The 23,069-nt window shown below is 70.7% G+C and carries 18 protein-coding genes and 2 pseudogenes; 13 read left to right on the forward strand and 7 right to left on the reverse strand.

Annotation, left to right across the window (positions count from 1 at the left end; genetic code table 11):
• Positions 1 to 5: 5 nt before the first annotated feature.
• The 4 genes from OH809_RS25720 to OH809_RS25735 form a co-directional block, all read right to left on the reverse strand.
• Positions 6 to 857, reverse strand: a complete 852-nt coding sequence (locus OH809_RS25720; protein ID WP_406515677.1) for an EamA family transporter — start codon at positions 855 to 857, stop codon at positions 6 to 8.
• Complete coding sequence (locus OH809_RS25725) at positions 854 to 1,372, reverse strand: YbaK/EbsC family protein (protein ID WP_406515678.1); 519 nt, start codon at positions 1,370 to 1,372, stop codon at positions 854 to 856. Before OH809_RS25725 ends, OH809_RS25720 begins: the two co-directional genes overlap by 4 nt.
• A gap of 64 nt (positions 1,373 to 1,436) precedes the next feature.
• Positions 1,437 to 3,074, reverse strand: coding sequence for a penicillin-binding transpeptidase domain-containing protein (locus OH809_RS25730; RefSeq protein ID WP_406420292.1), 1,638 nt, complete (start codon positions 3,072 to 3,074; stop codon positions 1,437 to 1,439).
• A gap of 133 nt (positions 3,075 to 3,207) precedes the next feature.
• Entirely contained in the window at positions 3,208 to 4,986 is a 1,779-nt protein-coding gene (locus OH809_RS25735; RefSeq protein WP_406420291.1) for a dolichyl-phosphate-mannose--protein mannosyltransferase, read from the reverse strand.
• Between the two features lie 53 nt (positions 4,987 to 5,039).
• Between OH809_RS25735 and rsmI the strand changes: the two genes are divergently transcribed.
• From rsmI to OH809_RS25760, 5 genes are all read left to right on the forward strand, one after another.
• Positions 5,040 to 5,933, forward strand: coding sequence for a 16S rRNA (cytidine(1402)-2'-O)-methyltransferase (gene rsmI, locus OH809_RS25740; RefSeq protein ID WP_406420290.1), 894 nt, complete (start codon positions 5,040 to 5,042; stop codon positions 5,931 to 5,933).
• 159 nt (positions 5,934 to 6,092) lie between these two features.
• Positions 6,093 to 6,473 (forward strand): hypothetical protein, encoded by a 381-nt coding sequence (locus OH809_RS25745; RefSeq protein ID WP_406420289.1) that lies wholly within the window; start codon positions 6,093 to 6,095, stop codon positions 6,471 to 6,473.
• A gap of 41 nt (positions 6,474 to 6,514) precedes the next feature.
• A complete protein-coding gene (locus OH809_RS25750) occupies positions 6,515 to 7,381 on the forward strand; it encodes a TatD family hydrolase (protein ID WP_406420288.1) in 867 nt (288 codons plus the stop codon).
• Positions 7,382 to 7,653: 272 nt separating this feature from the next.
• Entirely contained in the window at positions 7,654 to 8,556 is a 903-nt protein-coding gene (rsmA, locus tag OH809_RS25755) for a 16S rRNA (adenine(1518)-N(6)/adenine(1519)-N(6))-dimethyltransferase RsmA (protein ID WP_406420287.1), read from the forward strand.
• Positions 8,553 to 9,446, forward strand: coding sequence for a 4-(cytidine 5'-diphospho)-2-C-methyl-D-erythritol kinase (locus OH809_RS25760; RefSeq protein WP_406420286.1), 894 nt, complete (start codon positions 8,553 to 8,555; stop codon positions 9,444 to 9,446). The genes rsmA and OH809_RS25760 overlap by 4 nt, the downstream gene beginning before the upstream one ends.
• A gap of 116 nt (positions 9,447 to 9,562) precedes the next feature.
• Here the strand turns inward: OH809_RS25760 and OH809_RS25765 are convergent, their stop codons facing one another.
• On the reverse strand, positions 9,563 to 10,204 hold the full coding sequence (locus tag OH809_RS25765) for a lipoprotein (protein ID WP_406515679.1): 642 nt from the start codon (positions 10,202 to 10,204) through the stop codon (positions 9,563 to 9,565).
• Positions 10,205 to 10,303: 99 nt separating this feature from the next.
• On the opposite strand from OH809_RS25765, the gene OH809_RS25770 reads away from it, so the two are divergent.
• The 5 genes from OH809_RS25770 (at position 10,304) to OH809_RS25790 (ending at position 19,070) form a co-directional block, all read left to right on the forward strand.
• Positions 10,304 to 12,124: an ABC-F family ATP-binding cassette domain-containing protein gene (locus OH809_RS25770; RefSeq protein WP_406420284.1), complete on the forward strand. Its 1,821-nt coding sequence runs from the start codon at positions 10,304 to 10,306 to the stop codon at positions 12,122 to 12,124.
• A 90-nt stretch (positions 12,125 to 12,214) separates the two neighbouring features.
• Entirely contained in the window at positions 12,215 to 13,894 is a 1,680-nt protein-coding gene (locus OH809_RS25775) for a PQQ-binding-like beta-propeller repeat protein (protein ID WP_406515680.1), read from the forward strand.
• A gap of 438 nt (positions 13,895 to 14,332) precedes the next feature.
• The gene (locus tag OH809_RS25780; RefSeq protein WP_406515681.1) at positions 14,333 to 16,171 is read left to right on the forward strand and encodes a PQQ-binding-like beta-propeller repeat protein; all 1,839 of its coding nucleotides are present in this window, start codon (positions 14,333 to 14,335) and stop codon (positions 16,169 to 16,171) included.
• 85 nt (positions 16,172 to 16,256) lie between these two features.
• Positions 16,257 to 18,128 (forward strand): PQQ-binding-like beta-propeller repeat protein, encoded by a 1,872-nt coding sequence (locus tag OH809_RS25785; protein ID WP_406515682.1) that lies wholly within the window; start codon positions 16,257 to 16,259, stop codon positions 18,126 to 18,128.
• A gap of 246 nt (positions 18,129 to 18,374) precedes the next feature.
• Complete coding sequence (locus OH809_RS25790) at positions 18,375 to 19,070, forward strand: LuxR C-terminal-related transcriptional regulator (RefSeq protein WP_406420280.1); 696 nt, start codon at positions 18,375 to 18,377, stop codon at positions 19,068 to 19,070.
• Positions 19,071 to 19,102: 32 nt separating this feature from the next.
• Here OH809_RS25790 and OH809_RS25795 read toward each other — a convergent pair.
• Positions 19,103 to 19,338, reverse strand: a pseudogene (locus OH809_RS25795) (hypothetical protein); the annotation flags it as partial.
• A 287-nt stretch (positions 19,339 to 19,625) separates the two neighbouring features.
• On the opposite strand from OH809_RS25795, the gene galT reads away from it, so the two are divergent.
• Genes galT through galK form a run of 3 tightly spaced genes read left to right on the forward strand, consistent with a single transcriptional unit; the run spans position 19,626 to position 22,809 of the window.
• Positions 19,626 to 20,669: a galactose-1-phosphate uridylyltransferase gene (galT, locus tag OH809_RS25800; RefSeq protein ID WP_406420279.1), complete on the forward strand. Its 1,044-nt coding sequence runs from the start codon at positions 19,626 to 19,628 to the stop codon at positions 20,667 to 20,669.
• Positions 20,666 to 21,646, forward strand: a complete 981-nt coding sequence (gene galE / locus OH809_RS25805) for a UDP-glucose 4-epimerase GalE (protein ID WP_406420278.1) — start codon at positions 20,666 to 20,668, stop codon at positions 21,644 to 21,646. Before galT ends, galE begins: the two co-directional genes overlap by 4 nt.
• A complete protein-coding gene (gene galK / locus OH809_RS25810) occupies positions 21,643 to 22,809 on the forward strand; it encodes a galactokinase (protein ID WP_406420277.1) in 1,167 nt (388 codons plus the stop codon). Before galE ends, galK begins: the two co-directional genes overlap by 4 nt.
• Here the strand turns inward: galK and OH809_RS25815 are convergent.
• A pseudogene (locus tag OH809_RS25815) lies at positions 22,736 to 22,906 on the reverse strand (N-acetyltransferase); the annotation flags it as partial. The gene galK and the pseudogene OH809_RS25815 sit on opposite strands and share 74 nt — an antisense overlap.
• Positions 22,907 to 23,069 lie beyond the last annotated feature (163 nt).

Below are 23,069 nucleotides of genomic sequence, written 5' to 3' on the forward strand. Positions count from 1 at the left end.
CGCGTTCAACTCGTGTGCAGCATCAGCCCGATCCCGACCACCATCAGTCCGGCCGCCGCGATCCTCGGTGCGCCGAACCGCTCCTTGAAGAACACCGTGCCTATCGCCGCGCCCACAATGATCGACGACTCGCGCAGCGCGGCGATCGGGGCCAGCGGCGCCTTCGTCTGCGCCCACAGGACCAGCCCGTACGCGACCACCGACATGGCCGCGCCCGCCAGCCCCCGTGCCGCGTACGGCCGCAGCTGGGCGGCCAGTTGTCCGCGGCGGCGGTAGAACGTGTACGCGGGAACGGCGAGCCCCTCCAGGATCATCAGCCAGGCGATGTAGCCGAGCGAGGTGCCGGAGGCCCGGACCCCCACCCCGTCGACGGTCGTGTACCCGGCGATCGCCAGACCCGTCGCCAGCGCCGCGGCGATCGCCGGCCGGTGCGGGCGGGTCTCCGCGCCCCGGATGCCCCACAGCGCGACGCCGACGAGCCCGGCGCAGGCGACCGCGACCCCGGCCGTCGCCCAGCCGTCGGGCCGCTCGCCGACGAAGACCGCCGCGAGGACCGTCACCACCAGGGGCGCGGTGCCGCGTGCGATCGGGTACATCTGGCCGAAGTCGCCGAGCGTGAAGGACCGCATCAGCAGCGCCATGTAGGCGACGTGCAGGATCGCCGAGACGACCAGATATGGCCATGCCGCCGCGGCCGGCAGCGGTACGAAGCAGGCGGCAGCCGCGCCGAGCAGCGCCCCGCCCCCCGAGATCAGGGTGAAGGAGAGCAGCTGGTCCCTGATGGCGTGCGCGATGGCGTTCCAGCTGGCGTGCGTGATCGCCGCGATCAGGACCGCGAATGCGACCAGCGGCGTCACTCGGACTGCTCGCGCACATCCACCACGGTGCCGCCGGCATGCCCGATGACCGCCTGGGGATCGAGCGGGAAGACCGTGTGCGGGGTACCCGCCGCAGCCCACACCACGTCGTGGTCGAGCAGCCCGCGGTCGGCCAGCACCCGGGTCTTCGTACGGTGGCCGAAAGGCGGCACACCGCCGATCGCGTAGCCGGTGGTCTCCCGGACCAGATCGGCCCCGGCGCGCTTGACCTTCCCGGCGCCCAGCTCCCGCCGTACGAGCTCCACGTCGACCCGCGAGGAGCCGTCCATCAGGACCAGCACGGGAGCTCCGTCCGCCTCGAAGATCAGAGACTTGACGATGGCGCTGAGCTCGCAGCCGATGGCCGCGGCGGCCTCGGCGGCGGTACGGGTGGCGTCCGGGAAGCGGCGGATCTCGACATCGAGACCCAGCTCGCGCAGGGCCTCGGCGAATCGGGGGTGTGCGGCCGGAACGGTGGCTTCGGTCACGGGAGCGGTCGCGTCGGGAGTACTCATGCCCCGCACGCTAGTGGCCGCCCAGCGGGGCAGGCGACCCGGTTTCGGGCACCGGGGGAACGCGTCACGGTCCCGCGCGCAGTACCTGGGCCACCACCGGCCCCGCCGCGTCGCCGCCGTGACCGCCGGACTGGACGACGGCCGCTGCCGCCAGGTCATTGCTGAAGCCGGTGAACCAGCTGTTGGACGTGGACTGTCCGTCGACCTCCGCCGAACCGGTCTTCGCGCCCTTGTCGCCGCCGACCGAGGCCATCGCCGCCCTTCCGGTGCCCCAGCTCGCGGTCTGCCGCATCATGTTGGTCACCTGCTGCGAGACCGACCCGGGCAGCGAGCGGGACGCGGCGGCGAGCCGACGGCCGTCCAGGTCCTGCGGTACGAGGACCGGCTGGCGGAAGGTTCCGTTCTTCGCGGTGGCGGTGATCGACGCCATGGTGAGCGCGTTCATCTGGATGGTGCCCTGGCCGATGTACTGCGCGGCGGCCTCACCGCCGGCGGCCTCGGGCACGCTGCCGTCGAAGGACGCGACTCCGGTCTTCCAGTCGAGGCCGATACCGAAGACGTCCCGGGCCTCCTTGGCCAGTGCGGCGTCGTCCTTGGTGTCGTCGATGAGCTTGATGAAGGCGGTGTTGCACGACCGGGCGAAGCTGGTGGTGAGGGTGGAGTCCGGGATGGAGAACCCGTCCAGGTTCTGGAACGTGCTGCCCTGGTACATCGCGGTCTTCGGGCACTCGATCTTCTGGTTCGCGCCGGCGAGTCCCTTCTCGATCAGCATCGACGCGGTCACGATCTTCATCGTCGAACCGGGCGCCTGCTTGCCGAGCATGGCCGCGTTGAACCCGGTCGCAGGGTTGTTGGCGACTGCGCGGATCGAGCCGGTGGACGGCCGGATGGCGACCACCGAGGCCTGGGAGTACCGCTTGACGGCCTGCTCGGCCGCCGCCTGGACACGCGCGTCCAGCGTGGTCTGCAGCGTGCCGGGCTTCCCCTTGGACAGCGTCAGCAGCGTCTTGTCCGGGGTGTTCTCGTCCGCCGACTCGATCCAGGTCTCGATACCCGCGGTGCCGCCGGCCTTCTCCCCGTACTTCTCGCGCAGCACGTCCAGGATCGGTCCCAGCGACGGGTACTTCTCCTTCGTCAGCACCCGGCCGTCGTGGTCGAGCGCCTCGATGGACGGGGCCGACGCCTCGCCGGTCTTCAGCGTTTCGCCGTCCGCCAGGTCCGGATGGATCACGGACGGCTTCCAGTCGATCAGGGGTCGGCCGGTGGTCAGGCCGCGCACGACGGTCAGCTCCGAGGAGTACGACCAGGGCTTGGACTTCCCCTCGAAGCTCACCGTCGCCTTCACGGTGAACGGGACCTTCGAGCCGGTCGCCGGGCCCGGCGTGATCACGGCCTTGGTGACGTGGGCCAGTGCGCTGTAGCCGCTGAGGGCGGGTTCGGCCTCGACCGCGTTGTTGGTGAGCTGGGACGCGTCGGACGCCTGGCCGGCCACCCAGGCCTTGAGGAACTTCTTCGACGTCTCGCTGATCTCCGCCTCGCTCGGCGGGCCGGTCTTCACCTCGGCGGAGGTGGAGCGTCCGTCCGTACCGTCGCCCCCGCTGCCGCCGAACCCGTCGAGGACGTTGTACGCCCCGTACCCCACCCCGCCGACCACCAGCACGAACACTCCGCCGATGACAGCGACCTTCGCCCCACTGCGCATCTGTGCGGTCCCCCTCCCCAGGAGGCTCTCTTGAACACGTTCGAGAGAGCGCTTGTCGGCACTTTACGGGACGGTGGTGACAGCGGGGGCTGTTGTTATCGGAACGCGATCCGCGACGGCGTGAACAGTTCGGTCAAATCCAGGTATCCAGCCACATGCGGTTGCGCCAGGAACTCTCCGGAATGGGCGTTCCCGTATACAGCGGCCAGAAATAGATGAAATTCCAGACGATCAGCAGAACCAGTACGCCGGCCGCAATGGCCCCCAATGTCCGACGCCGCTCACCGGACGGGTCGCCGGACAGCAGACCCAGTTCCCGCTTGGTCGCGGTGCCCGCCGCCGGGCCGAGCATCGCGCCGATCATCATCGCCACCGCGAGACAGAGGAACGGCACGAAGACGACCGCGTAGAAGAGGAAGATCGTCCGCTCCTGGTAGTGGAACCAGGGCAGCCAGCCCGCCGCCACCCCGCACGCGATCGCACCCGCCCGCCAGTCGCGGCGGAAGAACCAGCGCCACAGCACGTACAGCAGCGCGAAGCACGCGGCCCACCACAGCAGCGGTGTGCCGATCGCCAGGACCTCGCGGGCGCACTTGCCGGTCGCCGAGCTCGTGCAGCCGTTCTGCTCCTCGTAGAAGTACGAGACGGGACGGCCCAGGACGATCCAGCTCCAGGGGTTCGACTGGTACGTGTGCCCCGAGGTCAGGTTCACGTGGAACTCGTAGACCTGGTACTCGTAGTGCCACAGGCTGCGCAGCCAGTCCGGCAGCCAGGTCCAGTGGCCGCCCGATCCGTCGGTCGTCGCCCAGTCCCGGTAGTAGCCGTGGCGCTGGGGGTCGTTCCTGATGATCCAGCCGGTCCAGGACGCGAGGTACGTCAGGATCGCGACCGGCACCGTCGAGACGAACGCCGGCAGCAGATCGCGTTTGATCACCGCCTGGTACGGGCGGACCGCACCGGCCGTCCGGCGGGCGCCGACATCCCACAACACCGCCATCAGTCCGAACGCGGCCAGGAAGTACAGCCCGTTCCACTTCGTGCCGGACGCCAGGCCCAGCGAGAGCCCCGCAGCGATCCGCCACGGCCGCCACCCCAGCCGCAGCGTCTCCGCGACCTGAGTGTCCGGGCGCAGCACGCCCTCCGCGTCGACCGGCAGCGCCGCGGCCAGCCTGCGCCGCGCCCAGTCCCGGTCGATCAGCAGGCAGCCGAACGCCCCCAGCACGAAGAACATCAGCACCAGGTCGAGCAGCGCCGTGCGGCTCATCACGAAGTGCAGCCCGTCGACGGCGAGCAGCGCGCCCGCCAGACATCCCAGGAACGTCGACCGGAACAGCCGCCGCCCGATCCGGCACAGCATCAGCACCGACAGCGTGCCGAGCACCGCCACCATGAACCGCCAGCCGAACGGCGTGAATCCGAAGAGCTGCTCACCGAACCCGATGATCCACTTGCCGACCGGTGGATGCACCACATAACCGGGATCCGTCGGCACCGGCACCAGCGACGGGTCGGCCAGGATCGACTTGTCGACGTCCTTCGGCCAGGAGCCCTCGTACCCCTGCTTGATCAGGGCCCAGGCGTCCTTGGCGTAGTACGTCTCATCGAATATCACCGCCTTCGGGCTGCCCAGATGCCAGAACCGCAGCACCCCGGCGACCAGCGCCACCAGCAGTGGCCCGCCCCAGGCCGACCACCGCACCAGCCGGTCGGCCGTCGGCGGGGACACCCCCAGCACAGCCCAGAGCTGCTGTCCCGGCCGGGCGTACGGCGGGACCAGCCGTTCACGCAGCCCGATTACGGACCGGGGCGCATGGCCGAAGCGGCGCAGCCGCTGCTGCCAGGACGGCAGTTCTTCACCGTGCTGGTTCCCGGCGTCTTGACCCTGCTGGGCTTCGGGCGCAGTACTCGTCACCGCGCCATCGTAGGGAACGCATGTGTGCGACTGCTGTCGCCCGTGCTGGGAGGATGGCTGATGTGACTGGAACGACTGGAACGCTGGTACTCGCAGGGACCCCCATCGGTGATGTGGCGGACGCCCCGCCACGGCTTGCCGCCGAACTGGAGACGGCCGATGTCGTCGCCGCGGAGGACACCCGTCGGCTGCGCCGTCTGACGCAGGCGCTCGGCATCCACACCACGGGGCGTGTCGTCTCCTACTTCGAGGGCAACGAGTCGGCCCGTACGCCCGAACTCGTCGAGGCGCTCATGGGCGGCGCCCGGGTGCTGCTGGTCACGGACGCCGGGATGCCGTCGGTCTCCGACCCCGGCTACCGGCTCGTCGCCGCCGCCGTGGAGAAGGACATCAAGGTCACCGCGGTCCCCGGCCCGTCCGCCGTGCTCACCGCGCTCGCCCTGTCCGGGCTGCCCGTCGACCGGTTCTGCTTCGAGGGCTTCCTGCCGCGCAAGGCCGGCGAACGGCTCGGCCGGCTCCGAGAGGTCGCCGACGAGCGCCGCACCATGGTCTTCTTCGAGGCCCCGCACCGGCTCGACGACACCCTCGCCGCGATGGCCGAGGTGTTCGGCAGCGACCGCCGGGCCGCCGTGTGCCGGGAGCTGACCAAGACGTACGAGGAAGTGAAGCGCGGTCCGCTGGGCGATCTCGCGGTCTGGGCGGCCGAAGGCGTACGCGGCGAGATCACCGTCGTCGTCGAGGGCGCGGCGGAATCGACCGAGGACCTGGACGCCGCCGAGCTGGTACGCAGGGTGCAGGTGCGCGAGGAGGCGGGGGAGCGGCGCAAGGAGGCGATCGCCGCCGTCGCCGCGGCCGCCGGGTTGCCCAAACGCGACGTTTTCGATGCGGTCGTCGCGGCAAAGAATGCGGCTCGGACCGGCCCAGCAGACGGCAAAGGTCTATCGTGAAAAGCAAAGCGCGAGCCGCGCACCGGCCACTTTTGCCACGAGAAGGCCAAGACCGCTCCAACACTCGACAGGACCTGGTGCGCCCCCGCCGGTAAAGGCGTCCACTGAATCAGGGACGCATTTTCCGGAGTGCTTGTCCGGCGGACAAGAGGAGCAGGCATGAGCGAGATCGCAGCAACCACCGTGCATGAGGCGTATGCCTTCGCCTGCATGGGGTGCGGACACGGTTGGGAACAGGTCTACGACATCGAGCACCACACGGACGGCCACGGCCAGCCCTTCGTCGTGTACCGCGTGCAGGGGCAGCTCGTTCCCTCACCGCTGAACCGGCTCACCTGCCTCAACTGCGACGGGCACAAAGTCCGCATCATGCGCGCCGGGCAGGTCTCCTCCATCGCGGAAACCCTGCGACGCCTGAACTTCGCGACCCCGACCGGCGCCACCGCCGGGCCCATACCGTCCTCGGAGGGCGCGTCGGAGCGCCCTCCGCACCAGTGGCGTTTCGTGCATATGTTTCGCGCGCGGCAGCGCCGTCAGTGAGGTCCGGGCCCGGTGACACCGGGCTCTCATAGGATCGCCCTATGAGCTCCAAGGACTCCCCGCCGCTGCCCGAACCCCTTCGGGTACCGGTCGCCGATTCGCACACCCATCTGGACATGCAGGACGCCACCGTCGAGGAGGGCCTGGCCAGGGCCGCGGCGGTGAACGTCACCACCGTGATCCAGGTGGGCTGCGACGTGAAGGGCTCGCGCTGGGCCGCCGAGACCGCCGCCGCGCACCCGAGCGTGTACGCGGCGGTGGCGCTCCACCCCAACGAGGCGCCGCGCATCGTGCACGGGGACCCGGGAGGCGGTTCGCGGCAGGGCGGCCGCGAACCCGGCGGGAAGGCGGCGCTCGACGAGGCGCTCGCCGAGATCGACCGGCTGGCCGCCCTCGACCAGGTGCGCGGCGTCGGTGAGACCGGGCTCGATTACTTCCGTACCGGCCCCGAGGGCATGGCCGCCCAGGAGGAGTCCTTCCGGGCCCACATCGAGATCGCCAAACGGCACGGCAAGGCGCTCGTCATCCACGACCGTGAGGCGCACGCCGATGTGCTGCGCGTCCTCGCCGACGCGGGCGCCCCGGAGCGGACCGTGTTCCACTGCTACTCCGGTGACGCCGAGATGGCCCGGATCTGCGCGGACGCCGGGTACTTCATGTCGTTCGCGGGCAATGTGACGTTCAAGAACGCCCAGCCGCTGCGGGACGCGCTGTCCGTGGCGCCGATCGAGCTGGTCCTGGTGGAGACGGACGCGCCGTTCCTCACCCCCGCCCCGTACCGCGGACGCCCCAATGCGCCGTATCTCATTCCCGTCACGCTCCGTGCCATGGCGGAGGTGAAGGGCGTCGACGAGGACACCCTGGCGTCGGCGATCAACGAGAACACGGCTCGCGCGTTCGATTACTGACGTATCGCGCCATGACGGTGTGCAGTCGCGCCACTTTGGAGAGTGACGGAAGGTCCGCTGTCGTCCCGGACGCCCCTCGGGCGACCGGGACGGACGGATCTTCTGGAGCGTCGTGAGCAATCTGCAGGGCAGTCACCGGGCGGCAGCCGGCAGGGGTACGGCGGTGGGGGCGCCGCCCGACGTCCCGGCGCCGCTGTCGTTCCGTGAGCCGGTCAGCTCTGCGCACACCGGGGGGCGAGCCCGTGGCCGCACTGCGGCCGTAGGCTTACCGGGTGAGCAGCACAGAGCCCGACGCCCTCCTGGGGCCCGCAGACATCCGCGACCTGGCCGCGAAGCTGGGCGTACGCCCCACGAAGCAGCGCGGTCAGAACTTCGTCATCGACGCCAATACGGTCCGCAGGATCGTACGGACGGCGGAGGTCCGCCCGGACGACGTGGTGGTGGAAGTCGGGCCGGGGCTGGGTTCGCTGACCCTGGCGCTGCTGGAGGCGGCGGACCGGGTCGTCGCCGTCGAGATCGATGACGTGCTCGCGGCGGCGCTGCCCGCCACGGTCGCGGCCCGGATGGCGGGCCGCGCCGACCGGTTCTCGCTCGTCCACTCCGACGCGATGCTGGTTACGGAGCTGCCGGGCCCGGCACCCACCGCTCTTGTTGCCAACCTGCCGTACAACGTCGCCGTGCCGGTCCTGCTGACGATGCTGGAGCGGTTCCCGACCATTGAGCGGACCCTTGTCATGGTGCAGGCCGAGGTCGCCGACCGGTTGGCCGCCCGGCCGGGCAACAAGGTCTACGGCGTGCCCTCGGTGAAGGCCAACTGGTACGCGGACGTCAAGCGGGCCGGGTCCATCGGCCGCACAGTCTTCTGGCCGGCCCCCAACGTCGACTCCGGTCTGGTGTCGCTGGTCCGGCGCACGGAGCCGATCACGACGACCGCGAGCCGGGCCGAGGTCTTCGCCGTCGTCGACGCGGCGTTCGCCCAGCGCCGCAAGACGCTCCGGGCGGCCCTGGCCGGCTGGGCGGGTTCCGCGCCCGCCGCCGAGGCGGCCCTGGTCGCGGCCGGGATCTCGCCGCAGGCCCGGGGCGAAGCGCTGACGGTCGAGGAGTTCGCGGCCATCGCCGAGAACAAGCCCGCCCTGAAGACCGATGAGGACCAGCCAGCCGGGAGCAATGAGTGAGCGTCACCGTCCGCGTCCCCGCCAAGGTCAACGTCCAGCTCGCGGTAGGTGCCGCGCGCCCCGACGGCTTCCATGACCTGGCCAACGTCTTCCTCGCCGTCGGCCTGTACGACGAGGTGACCGTCACCCCCGCCGACGAGCTGACGGTCACCTGCTCGGGCCCGGACGCCGCCCAGGTCCCGCTGGACGCCTCCAACCTCGCAGCCCGCGCCGCGATCGCGCTCGCCGAACGCCACGGCATCGCGCCCCATGTGCACATCCACATCGCCAAGGACATCCCCGTCGCGGGCGGCATGGCGGGCGGCAGCGCCGACGGCGCGGCAGCGCTGCTCGCCTGCGACGCCCTCTGGTCCACCGGCGCCACCCGGGACGAGTTGCTCGCCATCTGCGCGGAACTCGGCAGCGACGTGCCGTTCTCCCTGGTCGGCGGCGCCGCCCTCGGGATCGGCCGCGGTGAACAACTGACCACGATCGACGTCGGCGGCACCTTCCACTGGGTCTTCGCGGTCGCCGACGGCGGGCTCTCCACCCCGGCCGTCTACGGCGAGTTCGACCGGCTCACCGCGGACACCGACGTCCCCGCACCGGCGGCCTCCCCGGCGCTCCTCGACGCTCTGCGCACCGGCGACACCCACGCGCTCGCCGGTGCGCTGTCCAACGACCTGCAGCCCGCCGCGCTGTCCCTGCGGCCCTCGCTCGCCGACACCCTCGCCGCGGGCACCGGGGCGGGCGCCCTGGCCACCCTGGTCTCGGGCTCCGGGCCGACCACCGCGTTCCTGGTGGCGGACGCCGGGTCGGCGCGGAAGGTCGCGGACGCGCTGTTGACGTCGGGGACCTGCCGGACCGCGCGCGTCGCGGTGTCCCCGGCGCCGGGCGCCACGGTGCTCTGACCGCGGGTACTCGGACGGGAGTCGAGTACGGTCGCGCTGCCGCCTCCGGGGCGTAGGGCGCGACCGTACCCGTATGGGATCAAGTAGGGTGCCGTCGGCCGGGGCCCATGCTCGTCTCAGCCGAGCCGCACGCTCTTCTTCGCCAACTCGTACGCCGGGAGCATCGCCTCGTGCTCCTGCGGGTCCAGCCCGCCGAGGTGCACCACGACCGGTCCGCTCGGGGTGGAGACGGCGAAGGCCCGCTGCTTCATGGGCTCGTCCAGCAGCTCGCTGCTGAAGGTGTAGCGCACCTCGGCCGCGGTCAGGGCACCGGCCTTCACCTCGGTGTACGTGGCTTCGGAGGCGTTCGGGCCGGCGGCCAGGAACGCCTTCAGGACCTGGCGCGGGGTGCTGCCGGTACGGTCCCCCGTCCACACCCGCAGGAAGCCGATGTTCCCGGCGGGCTTCGCGTCGATCTCGCAGACGAGCGTGACCGGGCCCTGCTCGGCCAGTCCGCTCAGTGCGTCGTCCTCGCCGACCTGGACGGACGCCGGCTTCCAGGAGGCCGCGAGGTCGAAGGTGACGGGCAGGGCGCAGGCAGAACCGGGGCCTCCGATGCTGCCGCCGTTCACCGCGCTCTTTGCCGCGGTCCTCGGCTTCGGCACCGTTTTCCTGCCGTTCCCGCCGTCGTCCGGGGCGGACGACGTGCAGCCGGTCACCGCCACCGACACCGCCGCCAGCACGGCCGTGACCGTGCCCCGTACCGGATCGCGCACCATGGAAGTCCCCCGTCCCCGCCCTTGATCGATCGCCGCACGCTAACCCACCCGCGTGGCGATTACCCTGGGAGGTCGATCGATCCCCCAGTCAGGAGTGAAATGGCCGTCAATCTGGTCAGTGTCGAGCAGGTCAGCAAGGTGTACGGCACCCGTGCCCTGCTCGACGGTGTGTCCCTCGGTGTGTCCGAGGGGGACCGGATCGGTGTCGTCGGCCGCAACGGCGACGGCAAGACGACCCTCATCCGGATGCTCGCCAAGCTGGAGGACGCGGACACCGGCCGCGTCACCCACAACGGCGGCCTGCGCCTCGGTGTCCTCACCCAGCACGATTCGCTCGACCCGAAGGCGACCGTCCGCCACGAGATCATCCGCGATCTCGCCGACCACGAGTGGGCGGGCAGCGCCAAGGTCCGTGACGTGCTGACCGGACTCTTCGGCGGGCTCGACCTGCCCGGCTTCGAGCACGGCCTGGACACCGTCATCGCCCCGCTCTCCGGCGGCGAGCGGCGCCGGATCGCGCTCGCCAAGCTGCTCATCGCCGAACAGGACCTGATCGTCCTCGACGAGCCGACCAACCACCTCGACGTCGAGGGCATCTCCTGGCTGGCCCGGCACCTCCGGAACCGGCGCTCGGCGCTGGTCTGCGTCACCCACGACCGGTGGTTCCTCGACCAGGTCTGTACGCGCATGTGGGACGTCCAGCGAGGCACCGTCCACGAGTACGAGGGCGGATACAGCGACTACGTGTTCGCCCGCGCCGAGCGCGAGCGGATCGCCGCGACCGAGGAGTCCAAGCGGCAGAACCTGATGCGCAAGGAGCTGGCCTGGCTGCGGCGCGGCGCCCCCGCCCGTACATCGAAGCCGCGCTACCGCATCGAGGCGGCCAACGAGCTGATCGCCGATGTGCCGCCGCCGCGCGACACCAGCGAGCTGATGAAGTTCGCCAACGCCCGGCTCGGCAAGACCGTCTTCGACCTGGAGGGCGTGACCGTCCAGGCCGGCCCCAAGACGCTGCTCACGCACCTCACCTGGCAGCTCGGTCCGGGCGACCGGATCGGTCTGGTCGGCGTCAACGGCGCGGGCAAGACCTCGCTGCTGCGGGCGCTCGCCGAGGCGGCCCGCACCCAGGGTGACGCACAGCCGGCGGCCGGGAAGATCGTCGTCGGCAAGACCGTCAAGCTCGCCTACCTCTCCCAGGAGGTCGCCGAGCTCAACCCGAACCTGCGGGTGCTGGAAGCCGTGCAGCAGGTGCGCGACCGGGTCGACCTCGGCAAGGGCCGGGAGATGACCGCGGGGCAGCTCTGCGAGCAGTTCGGCTTCTCGAAGGAGAAGCAGTGGACCCCGGTCGCCGACCTGTCCGGCGGTGAGCGGCGCCGGCTGCAGATCCTGCGCCTGCTGATGGACGAGCCGAACGTCCTCTTCCTCGACGAGCCCACCAACGATCTCGACATCGAGACCCTGACCCAGCTGGAGGACCTCCTCGACGGCTGGCCCGGGTCGATGATCGTGATCTCCCACGACCGGTTCTTCATCGAGCGGACCACGGACCGGGTGATGGCGCTGCTCGGCGACGCCACGCTCCGGATGCTGCCGCGCGGCATCGACGAGTACATCGAGCGCAGGGAGCGGATGGCGGAGGCGTCCTCGCCCGCCCCGGCTGCCCCGGCGGTGAAGGAGTCCGGCGGGACGGTGGCCCCGGCGGTGTCCGCACAGGCGGCGCGGGCGGCGAAGAAGGAACTGCAGAAGATCGAGCGGCAGCTCGACAAGATGTCGAGCAGGGAGACGACCCTGCACGCACAGATCGCCGATAACGCCACGGACTTCGAGAAGGTGGCGAAACTGGACGCGGAGCTGCGGGAACTGGTGGCGGAGCGCGACGAGTTGGAGATGCGCTGGCTGGAGCTTGCCGAGGACGCCTGACAGCTGCTCAGCGGCCGGTGGTGCTGATGGTGTGTTCGATACGGGTGGTACAAAGGGGGCCCGTTCGACCGCACCAAGGGGGACGTCCCGATGACCTGGCCGCCCGGCCCGCAGCCACAGCAGCCGCAGCCGCCGCAGGGGGAGTTCGGGGCTCCGTTCGAGCCGGTGGAACCCATGCGGCCGACCCAGGGGTACGGCCCGCAGGCCCCGCCTCCGGCGCAGCCCCAGCCCGGTCCGTACGGATACGGGTACGCCCCTCAGCAAACGCCGTATCCCGCCGGTCCGCCGGCCGGCGGACCGGGAGGGCGCACCCCCTCCCGGCGCCGCCGCACCGCGCTCGTCGCCGCGGTGGTCGCCGTGGTCCTGGTGGCCGGGGGCGGCGTCTGGTTCGCCGTCCGCGGGGGTGACGACGGCGGCAGGCCCGTCGCACACGGCAGCGCCGACCCCAAGCCGCCCGCCGCCTCGCAGCCCGCCCCGCCCGCCGAGGAGACCGATGCCGTCGACACCTCCGCACCGGTCGGCAAGCTCAACGCCGGGCGCAAGTCGGGCGAGGCCGAGGTCCTCTGGATGCGGGACAACGGCATCGACATACCGCCGCTCGGCGCCGACGTGTACGGCCCCTGGCTGACCGGGGACACCCTCGCCAAGGGCATGTACCGCACGGTCTCCGGCTACTCCGCCGCCGACGGCACCCGGAAGTGGAAGCTGGACCTTCCCGCCCCCCTGTGCGCCGCGCCGACGCTGCCCACCACCGACGGCAAGACGGTCGTCGCCCTCAAGGACGGCACGGCGCCGGACGCGGACTGCGCCGTGCTGCAGATGATCGACCTCACCACCGGCAAGGCGGGCTGGAAGAAGACGGTCGAGCGCAAGGGCGTCGTTGACCTGCTCTCGGATGTCGCCATGGGCATCAGCGGAGACCTGGTCACCTTCGGGCGGGCCGGTAACTCGGCGGGATACCGGGTCAGTGACGGCGCGGAGGTGTTCGGCAAGCGGGAGGGCCTCTGTCAGCCGTTCGCGTTCACCAGCGGTCCCCGGCTGATTGCCGCGACCAACTGCCGCACCGACGCCGACACCCAGGACAAGGAGCGGGTCGAGGGGATCGACCCGGCCACCGGTGAGCCGAAGTGGACGTACCGGGTCAAGACCGGCTGGCGGGTCCAACAGGTCTACTCGACGAGCCCGCCGGTGATCTCGCTGAAGAAGGGCGTGGGCGAGAGCGGGGCGTGGGCCATCGTCACGCTGCGGGACAACGGCACGTACCGCTCCCAGATGGTCGGCGGCAAGAACGAGAACTACGCCGTCACCTGCGACGCGGACCTCGTGGTGAGCGGCAGGAACCTCGACGGCTGCGCCGGCGTCGCGGCCGACGGCGACACGTTCTACCTGGCGACCAAGCCCGTGACCGTGGACTCCGCTCTCACCAACAAGGTCGTCGCGTTCGACCTGAACACCGGCAAGGCCAAGTGGAGGGCCGCCGCCCCGGCCGGACAGATCATGCAGCCGCTGCGGATGGACGGCCGGAACGTGATCGTCCGGGTGGAGGGCACATACCGGAAGGGCGGAGCCGTCGCCACCCTCGCACCGACGGGTGGCGCTCCGACGATGCTGCTGCGGCATCCGGCGTCGGCGTCCAAGGTCGAGAGCACCTTCGATGCGGCGAGGCTGGTCTATGCCGGCGGCCGCTCCATCCTGGTGTGCGCACGCGTCAGCGCGAACGACGACGAGGAGGAGAAGAAGGTGAAGACCTTCATGGTCTTCGGTCCCTGACGGTCCGCAGGTCCACGTGGTCTCTGATGGTGTGTCGCGGATTCTGGCGGTCCTGACGGTCCGTCCAGGTCCCTGGCGATACTCGGCGATGCGCGACGGTCCTTGATGCGCCGGACTTCCGCCGTCCGAAGTGATGGCAGTTTGCGAAGAGTTGGCACTTGCACATCGAGTGGCGCCCGGTGCGGCGCACCGGCCGCAGTCGTCAGGGGTGCGCTCCGGCTGCGTAACGGCGGCATCACGAGGCGGTTCTCCCTTGGGAACAGGGGATGAACCGACCCGGTGTTCGAACGCGTGCGGGTGGTACAAAGAAGCCCCGCTCGACTGTCGTGACGCCGCGGGAACCATGCCCGATTCGCTCCTTTCCGAAGGGAATTCAGCCCTGCGGAATCGCGGGGGAGACCGGAACGGGCACCGGACCGCACGAAGGGGGACGTGCTGATGACCCAGCCGCCCAGCCAGCAACCGCCGCAGGGAGGCTTCGGCGCTCCGCAGGAGCCGCCGCAGGGGAGTCCTCAGCCGCCCGCGCAGCCGCCGCAGCCGCCGGCCGCTCCGCCTGCCGCGCCTCCTGCGCAGCCGGGTTACGGCTATCCGCAGGCACCGGGTCAGGAGCCCGGCCAGGCACCCGGCTACGGCTACCCGCAGCAGCCCGGCCCGTACAGCCAGCCGGGCCCGTATGCCCAGCAGCCGGGCCCCTACGGCCAGCAGCCCGGACCGTATGCCCAGCAGCCCGGACCGTACGGCCAGCCGCCGCAGCCCGGTTACGGCTACCCGCAGCAGCAGTACCCCGGCGCCCCGGTCCCCGGCGGCCCGGCGGGTCCCGGCGGCGGCAACCCCTTCAAGCGCAAGCCCGCAGTGATCACCGGTGCCGCGGTCGCGGCGCTGCTGGTCATCGGCGGTGGCGTGTTCGTCGCCACCAGCGGCGGTGGCGACGACAAGAAGCCCGTCGCGCACGGGAGCGCCGACGACCAGAAGGCGAGCGCCTCGCCCTCCGTCAACGGGGGCAACGGCAACGGCGACGGCCGCGACGCCGGCGACGACCTCAATGCCGGGCGCAAGGCAGGCGAGGCGAAGGTCCTCTGGCTGCAGAAGAACGACGTCGACCTGCCGCGCAACGGCTCCGACGTGTACGGTCCGTGGGTCGTCGGCGACACCGTCGTCAAGGGCATGTACCGGGCGATATCCGGCTACTCCGCAGCCGACGGCAAGCAGAAGTGGACGCTGAAGCTGCCCGCGGACCTGTGCGCCGCGCCCGCCCGGACCACCACGGACGGCAAGATCGTCATCGGGGTCAAGAACGGCACGACCGACAAGGCCGACTGCGCGGACCTGCAGATGATCGACCTCAACACCGGCAAGGCCGGCTGGAAGAAGCCGATCAAGCAGAACGGCATCTGGGACATGATGTCGGACATCTCCCTCGCCATCAGCGGCGACACCGTGACCGTCGGACGCACCGGCAACTCCAACGCCTACCGCGTCAGTGACGGCAAGGAGCTGTTCGGCAAGCAGCCGGGCAACTGCCAGCCGTACGCCTTCGCCGGCGGTACGAAGCTGATCGCCGCCTCCAGCTGCCGCACCGCCGACGTCGACAAGCCCCAGAACCAGATCCAGGAGCTCGACCCGGTCACCGGCAAGCCCAAGTGGACGTACCGGCCCGCCGTGGGCTGGGAGGTCGACCGGGTCTACTCGGTGAGCCCGCTCGTCGTCTCGCTGACCCAGAGCGAGAAGAAGAAGTGGAGCATCCTCGCCATCAAGGAGAACGGCACGCTCCGTTCCCAGCTGGTCGGCGACAAGGGCGACAAGTTCGCGCCGGACTGCGGCAGCGCGTTCGCCATCTTCGGCAAGTCGCTGGAAGGCTGTGTCGGCGTCGCTGCCGACGCCAACACCTTCTACATGGCGACCACGGCCGACTCCAGCGGCACCGCCCGTACGAACAAGGTCGTGGCGTTCGACCTGAACACCGGCAAGCCCAAGTGGAAGGCCGCGGCCCCGGCCGAGCGGACGATGACGCCGCTGCGGATGGAGGGCGGCAACGTGCTGCTCTACCTGGAGGCCTCGTACAACAAGGGCGGCGGGATCGCCACCCTGGCACCGACCGGTGGTACCCCACAGGTGCTGCTGCAGCACCCGGCGTCGACGTACCAGATCGAGAGCTCGTTCTACAACCCGAAGATTGTCTACGCGGGCGGCCGTTCCTTCATCGCGAGCGGGCGGGTCAGCGCGGCCAACGACAAGGAAGAGCTGGAGACGAAGACCATGATGGCCTTCGGCAAGTGACGGCTCACGCAGGCACCCGACGGACCATGACCGACCACGCCAGGTCCCGACCGACCGGCTCCCTTTCCCCCGAGGTACGTACGCCATGACACAGCCGCCCCAGCCGCCCAACGAGCCGCCCCAGGGCGGGTTCGGCGCCCCGCAGGACCTGCCGCCCGGAGGGTTCGGGGCACCGACCCCGCCGCCCGCCGACCCGTTCGGCAAGCAGCCGGCCCCGCAGCCCCCGTCGTCCCAGACGCCGCCCGCCGGTGGGTTCGGCGCCCCGCAGACGCCGCCCGCCAGTGGGTTCGGCGCCCCGCGGATACCGACCGCGGGTCCGCCGCAGCAGCAGCCCGGCTACGGCTACCCGCAGCAGCAGCCCGGCTACGGCTACCCGCAGACACCTCCGGGCGGCGGGTACGGCATGCCGCCCGGTCAGCCGCCGCAGCAGGGGTACGGCTACCCGACCGCTCCGATGCAGCCGCAGTACGTGCCGCCGCAGCAGGGCGGGAACGGCGGCAAGAAGTTCGGCACCCAGACGCAGATCATCGTCGCCGCAGTAGTTGCTGTGGCGCTGATCGTCGGCGGTGGCGTCTGGTTCGCCTCCAGCGGGGGCGACGGCGGCAAGAAGACGGAGGCGTCCAACTCCACCGGCACCACCGGTGAGGGCAAGGGCGGCTCCGACGGCGGTCTCGGCGGCGGCAAGGAGAAGGCCCCGGCGAACACCAAGGCCACGGTCGCCTTCCAGCTCCCGGAACCGAAGGTCACCGACGTCACGTCGGTCAACGGTTCCTGGCTGACCGACAAGGCGTTCGTGAAGACCGGCCTGAACGAGATCGTCGCCTACGACAAGGTCAAGGGCACCAAGCTCTGGTCCATCCCGCTGGACGGCCAGCTCTGCGCCGCCTCCCGGCACATGTCCAAGGACTTCAAGACCGCCATCGCCTTCGAGGCGGGCAAGGCGACCAAGGCGAACAAATACCCGCCGTGCACCCAGGTCGGTGCGCTCGACCTGACCACCGGCAAGCTGATGTGGAGCAAGTCGGTGACCGCCGCCAGCGGCGGTGACGAGCCGATCCGGTTCGACGAGATCACGCTCAGCGGCACCACGGTCGCCGCGGGCGGCACCGAGGGCGGCGCCGCATTCGACCTGGCGACCGGCGCCGAGCGCTGGAAGCCGAAGGTCAGCGCCGACGGGTGCTACGACAAGGGGTACGGCGGCGGCGACGCGCTCGCCGTGGTCCGCAAGTGCGGTACGTACGACGACCCGCAGCTCGTCATCCAGGCGCTGAACCCGACCACCGGAGCCCCGCTGTCCTCGTACAAGATGCCGCCCGGCGTCGAGTACGCGAGCATCGTCTCCACCAAGCCGCTGGTCGTCGCCGCCGACGTCGGCGACACCGCCGGTGACGGCAGCGGGATCTCGGACTTCTTCTCGATCGACGCGTCGACCGGCAAGCTGCTCACCAAGATCGCCGCGGACGGCGGCAAGTACGCCGCCCGCTGCGGCTCCACCGAGGTCGAGACCTGCCAGCATCTCGCGGTCGGCAACAACCGCATCTATCTGCCGACCGAGGAGCACGAGGGGAGCACGGGCGAATACGGCGGCACCAACGAGATCGTCTCGTTCGACCTCACCACCGGCAAGCCGACCAGCGACAAGGCCGACGCGGGTGACCTGTACACGATGTTCCCGATCCGTATGGACGGGTCCAACATCATCGCGTACAGGGAGCCCCCGTACAACAAGGGCGGCCAGATCGTCTCCATCGACGGCTCCACCTTCAAGCAGACCGTGCTGCTGGAGAACCCGGCCGGCGAGGCCGATCGGAACGCGGAGACCAGCTTCTCCGCGGACTACGCCGAGTTCCTCTACTCGGGCGGCCGGCTGTTCATCTCCGAGACGATGGTGAGCAAGCGGGGCGACAGCTCGCTCGACGCCGATCGGCACCTCGCGGTCTCGTTCGGCGCCGGCTGACGCCTTCACGGGAAGCACCACGCACCACAGCCCTGCCGGTCGATCGTCCGACCGGCAGGGCTGTTCGTCTGCCGCCGGATTCCTGCTCCCTTCTGCCCGCTTGCCATCGGTCAAGTGCCCCTGAACGGCACATGATTCGGCATTCCGGGGGGCTTCTGCCTGGTAAGGGGCACACGAGGTCGAACAAGCGTGTAGCTTGCCGGGTCAAGAGGGCCGGGGGGCCTGGGTCCTGATAGGGGGTTTTCGATGGGCGTGCGGCTCATGGTGGTCGATGACCACCGACTGCTCGCCGAGGCGCTCGCCTCGGCGCTGAAATTACGGGGCCACCGGGTGCTGGCGGCGGCCGCGCCGACCGCCGGCGCGGCGGACATCGTGGTGAGCCGCGCCCCGGAGGTCTGCTTGTTCGGTACCGCGACGCCTGCCGACCCGGCCGTCTTCGACCCGATCGCCCGGATCAAGCGGGAGCGCCCGCAAGTGGCGGTCGTGGTGCTCGGACCGGTGCCCAGCCCGCGCGGGATCGCGGCCGCTTTCGCCGCCGGCGCCGCCGGATACGTCAGGCACGACGAGCGGATAGAGGGCGTCGAACGGGCGATGGTCAAGGCGCGCGCCGGGGACACGGCGGTCGCGCCGCAACTGCTCCAGGGCGCCTTCGCCGAGCTGCTCAACCCGGCCGTCCAGCCGGACGACGAAGGACAGCGGCTCCTGCAGATGCTCACCCCCCGCGAGATCGAGGTCCTGGTGCGGGTCGCGGAGGGCGAGGACACCCGGTTGATCGCGGTCGGGATGCGGATCGCGCCGAGCACCGCCCGTACACATGTGCAGCGGGTGCTGATGAAGCTGGGCGTCGGCTCCCGGCTGGAGGCCGCGGCGCTGGCGGCCCGCACCGGGCTGCTGGAACGGGTGGCGGTGGACACCGGGCAGAAGGGGCCGGACGCCGTGTGACGTCCGGCCCCGGTGGGGCAGTGTGCCGACGGCTCAGGCATCGGTGCCGGTGTCGGAGCCGCCGGAGCCTCGGCCGGGCGCAGCTTCAGCCACACCGGGAAGAACACCCGAGGACCAGCATGGCCGGCCCTGTCCACAGGATGATGAGGACGCCCTCGGCCTTCTTCAGGTCGGCGTCGGACGGGTTGATCCCGGCGATCGTGACGATCGCCCCGTAGACCACGAAGAGGCCGCCGACGATCCGCCGGATGCCGAAGAGGCGGGCCGCGACATGGTGCCGCGCTGCTCGAACACGTACATGCGCTGTTCCGGCGCCATGTTCCGCAGGGCGCGAGCCGTGTGCCCCTCACCTGGCCAGAACTGCTTGCTGCCCCCGGATGGGGTGCAGCCAAGTACCGGCCGCCCATGTCTGCCTTCACGTCCTGCAACGTGACCCGGTTCCAGGCATCAAGGGCGAAGTGCCGTTTCGGCGTCGAGACGTTGACGCGTACTGTTGAGTTGTGGTTTGTTGTGTGTGGTTATGTTTGATAGGTGGTAGTGGCGAGGAGCGCCCGAGTGAAGAAGACATCGACCTGGCTCGCCGACGGCCGGGAGCTGCTCTACTACGACAGTCGCGACGACGTGGTCCGGGACGCCGCCGACCGGCGACCGCTCGACGCCGTCTCGACGTCGTCGGAAGTCCGCCGCGACCCCCTTCTCGGGGACAGCGTCGCCATCGCCTCGCACCGCCAGGGCCGTACGTACCACCCGCCGGCCGACGAGTGCCCGCTCTGCCCGTCCCGGGACGGCCGGCTCAGCGAGATCCCCGACGGCAGTTACGACGTGGCCGTCTTCGAGAACCGCTTCCCCTCGCTCGCCGGGGACTCCGGCCGCTGCGAGGTCGTCTGCTTCACGTCCGACCACGACGCGTCCTTCGCCGACCTCACCGAGGAGCAGGCCGGCCTGGTCCTGGAGGCATGGACCGACCGCACCACCGAACTTGCCGAGCTTCCGCAGGTCAAGCAGGTGTTCTGCTTCGAGAACCGGGGCGCCGAGATCGGCGTGACGCTCGGCCATCCGCACGGGCAGATCTACGCGTACCCGTTCGTCACCCCGCGCACCGAGCTGATGCTCCGCTCGATGGAGGCGCACCGCGAGCGGACCGGCCGCAATCTCTTCGACGTCGTCGTGGCCCGCGAGCTGGCCGACGGCGAGCGGATCGTGCTGACCGGCGAGCACTGGGTGGCGTTCGTGCCGTACGCGGCGCACTGGCCGTACGAGATCCACCTCCACCCGCGCCGACGCGTCCCCGACCTGCGGGAACTCGACGATGCCGCGCGCACGGAGTTCGCACAGATCTATCTGGAACTCTTGAGGCGATTCGACCGGATCTTCGGCCCCGGTGAGCCGCCGACGCCGTACATCTCGGCCTGGCACCAGGCGCCGTTCGGGGTGCCCGGGCGGGAGGAGTTCGGGCTCCACCTCGAGCTTTTCACCATCCGACGCACCTCCGGCAAGCTGAAGTTCCTCGCGGGTTCCGAATCCGGCATGAACGTGTTCATCAACGATGTGCCGCCGGAGGCCGCGGCCCAGCGACTGCGAGAGGTAGCGAGCGAGTGAGCAAGCCGCAGAAGAAGTACCTGGTCACGGGTGGCGCGGGATATGTCGGCAGCGTGGTTGCCGCGCATCTTCTGGAGGCCGGTCACGCGGTGACCGTTCTCGACGATCTGTCGACCGGGTTCCGGGAGGGTGTCCCGGCCGGGGCCGGGTTCATCGAGGGCCGCATCCAGGACGCCGCCCGCTGGCTGGACTCCTCCTACGACGGGGTGCTGCACTTCGCCGCGTACTCCCAGGTGGGCGAGTCCGTCACCGACCCGGAGAAGTACTGGGTGAACAACGTCGGCGGATCCACCGCGCTGCTCGCCGCGATGCGCGACGCGGGGGTCCGCACGCTGGTCTTCTCCTCCACCGCCGCGACCTACGGCGAACCGGTCTCCAGCCCCGTCACGGAGTCCGACCCGACCGCGCCCACCAACCCGTACGGCGCCACCAAGCTGGCCGTCGACCACATGATCACCGGCGAGGCGGCCGCGCACGGACTGGCCGCGGTCTCGCTGCGGTACTTCAACGTGGCGGGTGCGTACGCCAGTTGCGGTGAACGCCACAGCCCGGAGTCGCACCTCATCCCGCTCGTGCTCCAGGTCGCGCTGGGGCAGCGCGAGTCGATCTCCGTGTACGGCGACGACTACCCGACCCCCGACGGGACCTGCGTGCGCGACTACATCCACGTCGCCGATCTTGCCGAGGCCCACCTCCTCGCCCTGGACGCGGCCACCGCGGGCGAGCACCTGATCTGCAACCTCGGCAACGGCAACGGCTTCTCGGTGCGCGAGGTCATCGAGACCGTCCGCAAGGTCACCGGCCACCCGGTCCCCGAGACCGCGGCCCCGCGCCGCGCCGGCGACCCCGCGGTGCTGGTCGCCTCCGCCACCACCGCCAGGGAGCGGCTCGGCTGGCAGCCGTCCCGCGCCGACCTGGCCGGAATCGTTTCCGACGCCTGGACGTTCGCCCGCCGAGAGGAGCCCACCGCCCCATGACCGACAGCGCTGAGCTGGTCACCGCTTTCACCGAGCTGTACGGCACCGTCCCCGAAGGAGTCTGGGCGGCCCCCGGCCGGGTCAACCTGATCGGTGAGTACACCGACTTCAACGACGGTTTCGTGATGCCGCTCGCGCTGCCGCACACCGCGCGCGCGGCCGTCGCCCGGCGCACAGACGGCGAGCTGCGGCTGCACTCCACCGACGTGCCGGGCGGTGTCGTCCAGCTGCGGGTCGACGAGCTGGCACCGCACGAGGGCCACGGCTGGGCGGCGTACCCGGCCGGTGTCGTCTGGGCGCTCCGCGAGGCGGGCCACCAGGTCACCGGCGCGGACATCCAGCTGACCTCGACCGTCCCGACCGGCGCCGGGCTCTCCTCGTCGGCCGCCCTCGAAGTGGTCACCGCGCTCGCACTGAACGACCTCTTCGGACTCGGCCTGTCCGCAGCCGAGCTGGCGGTGCTGGCGCAGCGCGCCGAGAACGCGTTCGTCGGCGTGCCGTGCGGGGTCATGGACCAGATGGCGTCGGCGTGCTGCGTCGAGGGCCACGCCCTGCACCTCGACACCCGTGACCTCACCCAGCGCCAGGTCCCGTTCGACCTGGCCGCGCACGGTCTGCAGCTGCTGGTGGTCGACACCCGGGTCAAGCACGCGCTGGGCGACGGCGCGTACGCGGAGCGGCGGGCCGGCTGCGAGGAGGGCGCGCGGGCGCTGGGCGCAGGGACGCTCCGCGATCTTCCGTACGAGGGTCTGGATGCCGCGCTCGACACGCTCGCCGAGTCCGGCGCGGACGAGTCGGTCCGGCGGTACGTACGCCATGTGGTCAGCGACAACGCGCGGGTGGAGCAGGTCATCGCACTGCTCGACGCGGGCGAGGTGCGGGCGGCGGGACCTGTGCTCACCGCGGGTCATGTCTCGCTCCGTGACGATCTGCGGGTCTCCTGCCCGGAACTGGACCTGGTGGTCTCGACGGCGAACGCGTCCGGGGCGCTCGGTGCGCGGATGACCGGCGGCGGCTTCGGTGGTTCGGCGATCGTGCTGGTGGACGAGGCGGACGCGGACGCGGTCACCACGTCGGTGCTGGAGGCGTTCACCTCGGCCGGGTACGCGACGCCCGGCGTCTTCCCGGCGGTCCCGTCGGCAGGCGCCCGTCGCATCGGGTGAAGGTTTTCGTCAGGATGAACTCGGTGACTCCGGGCGGGTAGTTGTCGACCTGCCCGATCACCTCGTAGCCCCGCTTCCGGTAGAAGTCCGGAGCCTGGAGCGGGTGCAGGCCCGGTCCGTGTTGGTCCGGTGGAGCCGTTCGCCCAGCAGAAAGCGACGATCTTTGTCTACTTCTGTCTCAAGACGAAACATGAACCACACCCTAAACACCGAGGTCCATCAGTTCTGTGAATTGCCTTCCGCTCCCGGCCCCCGGCCGT

The organism is Streptomyces sp. NBC_00873 (assembly GCF_045207415.1).
Lineage (GTDB): Bacteria > Actinomycetota > Actinomycetes > Streptomycetales > Streptomycetaceae > Streptomyces.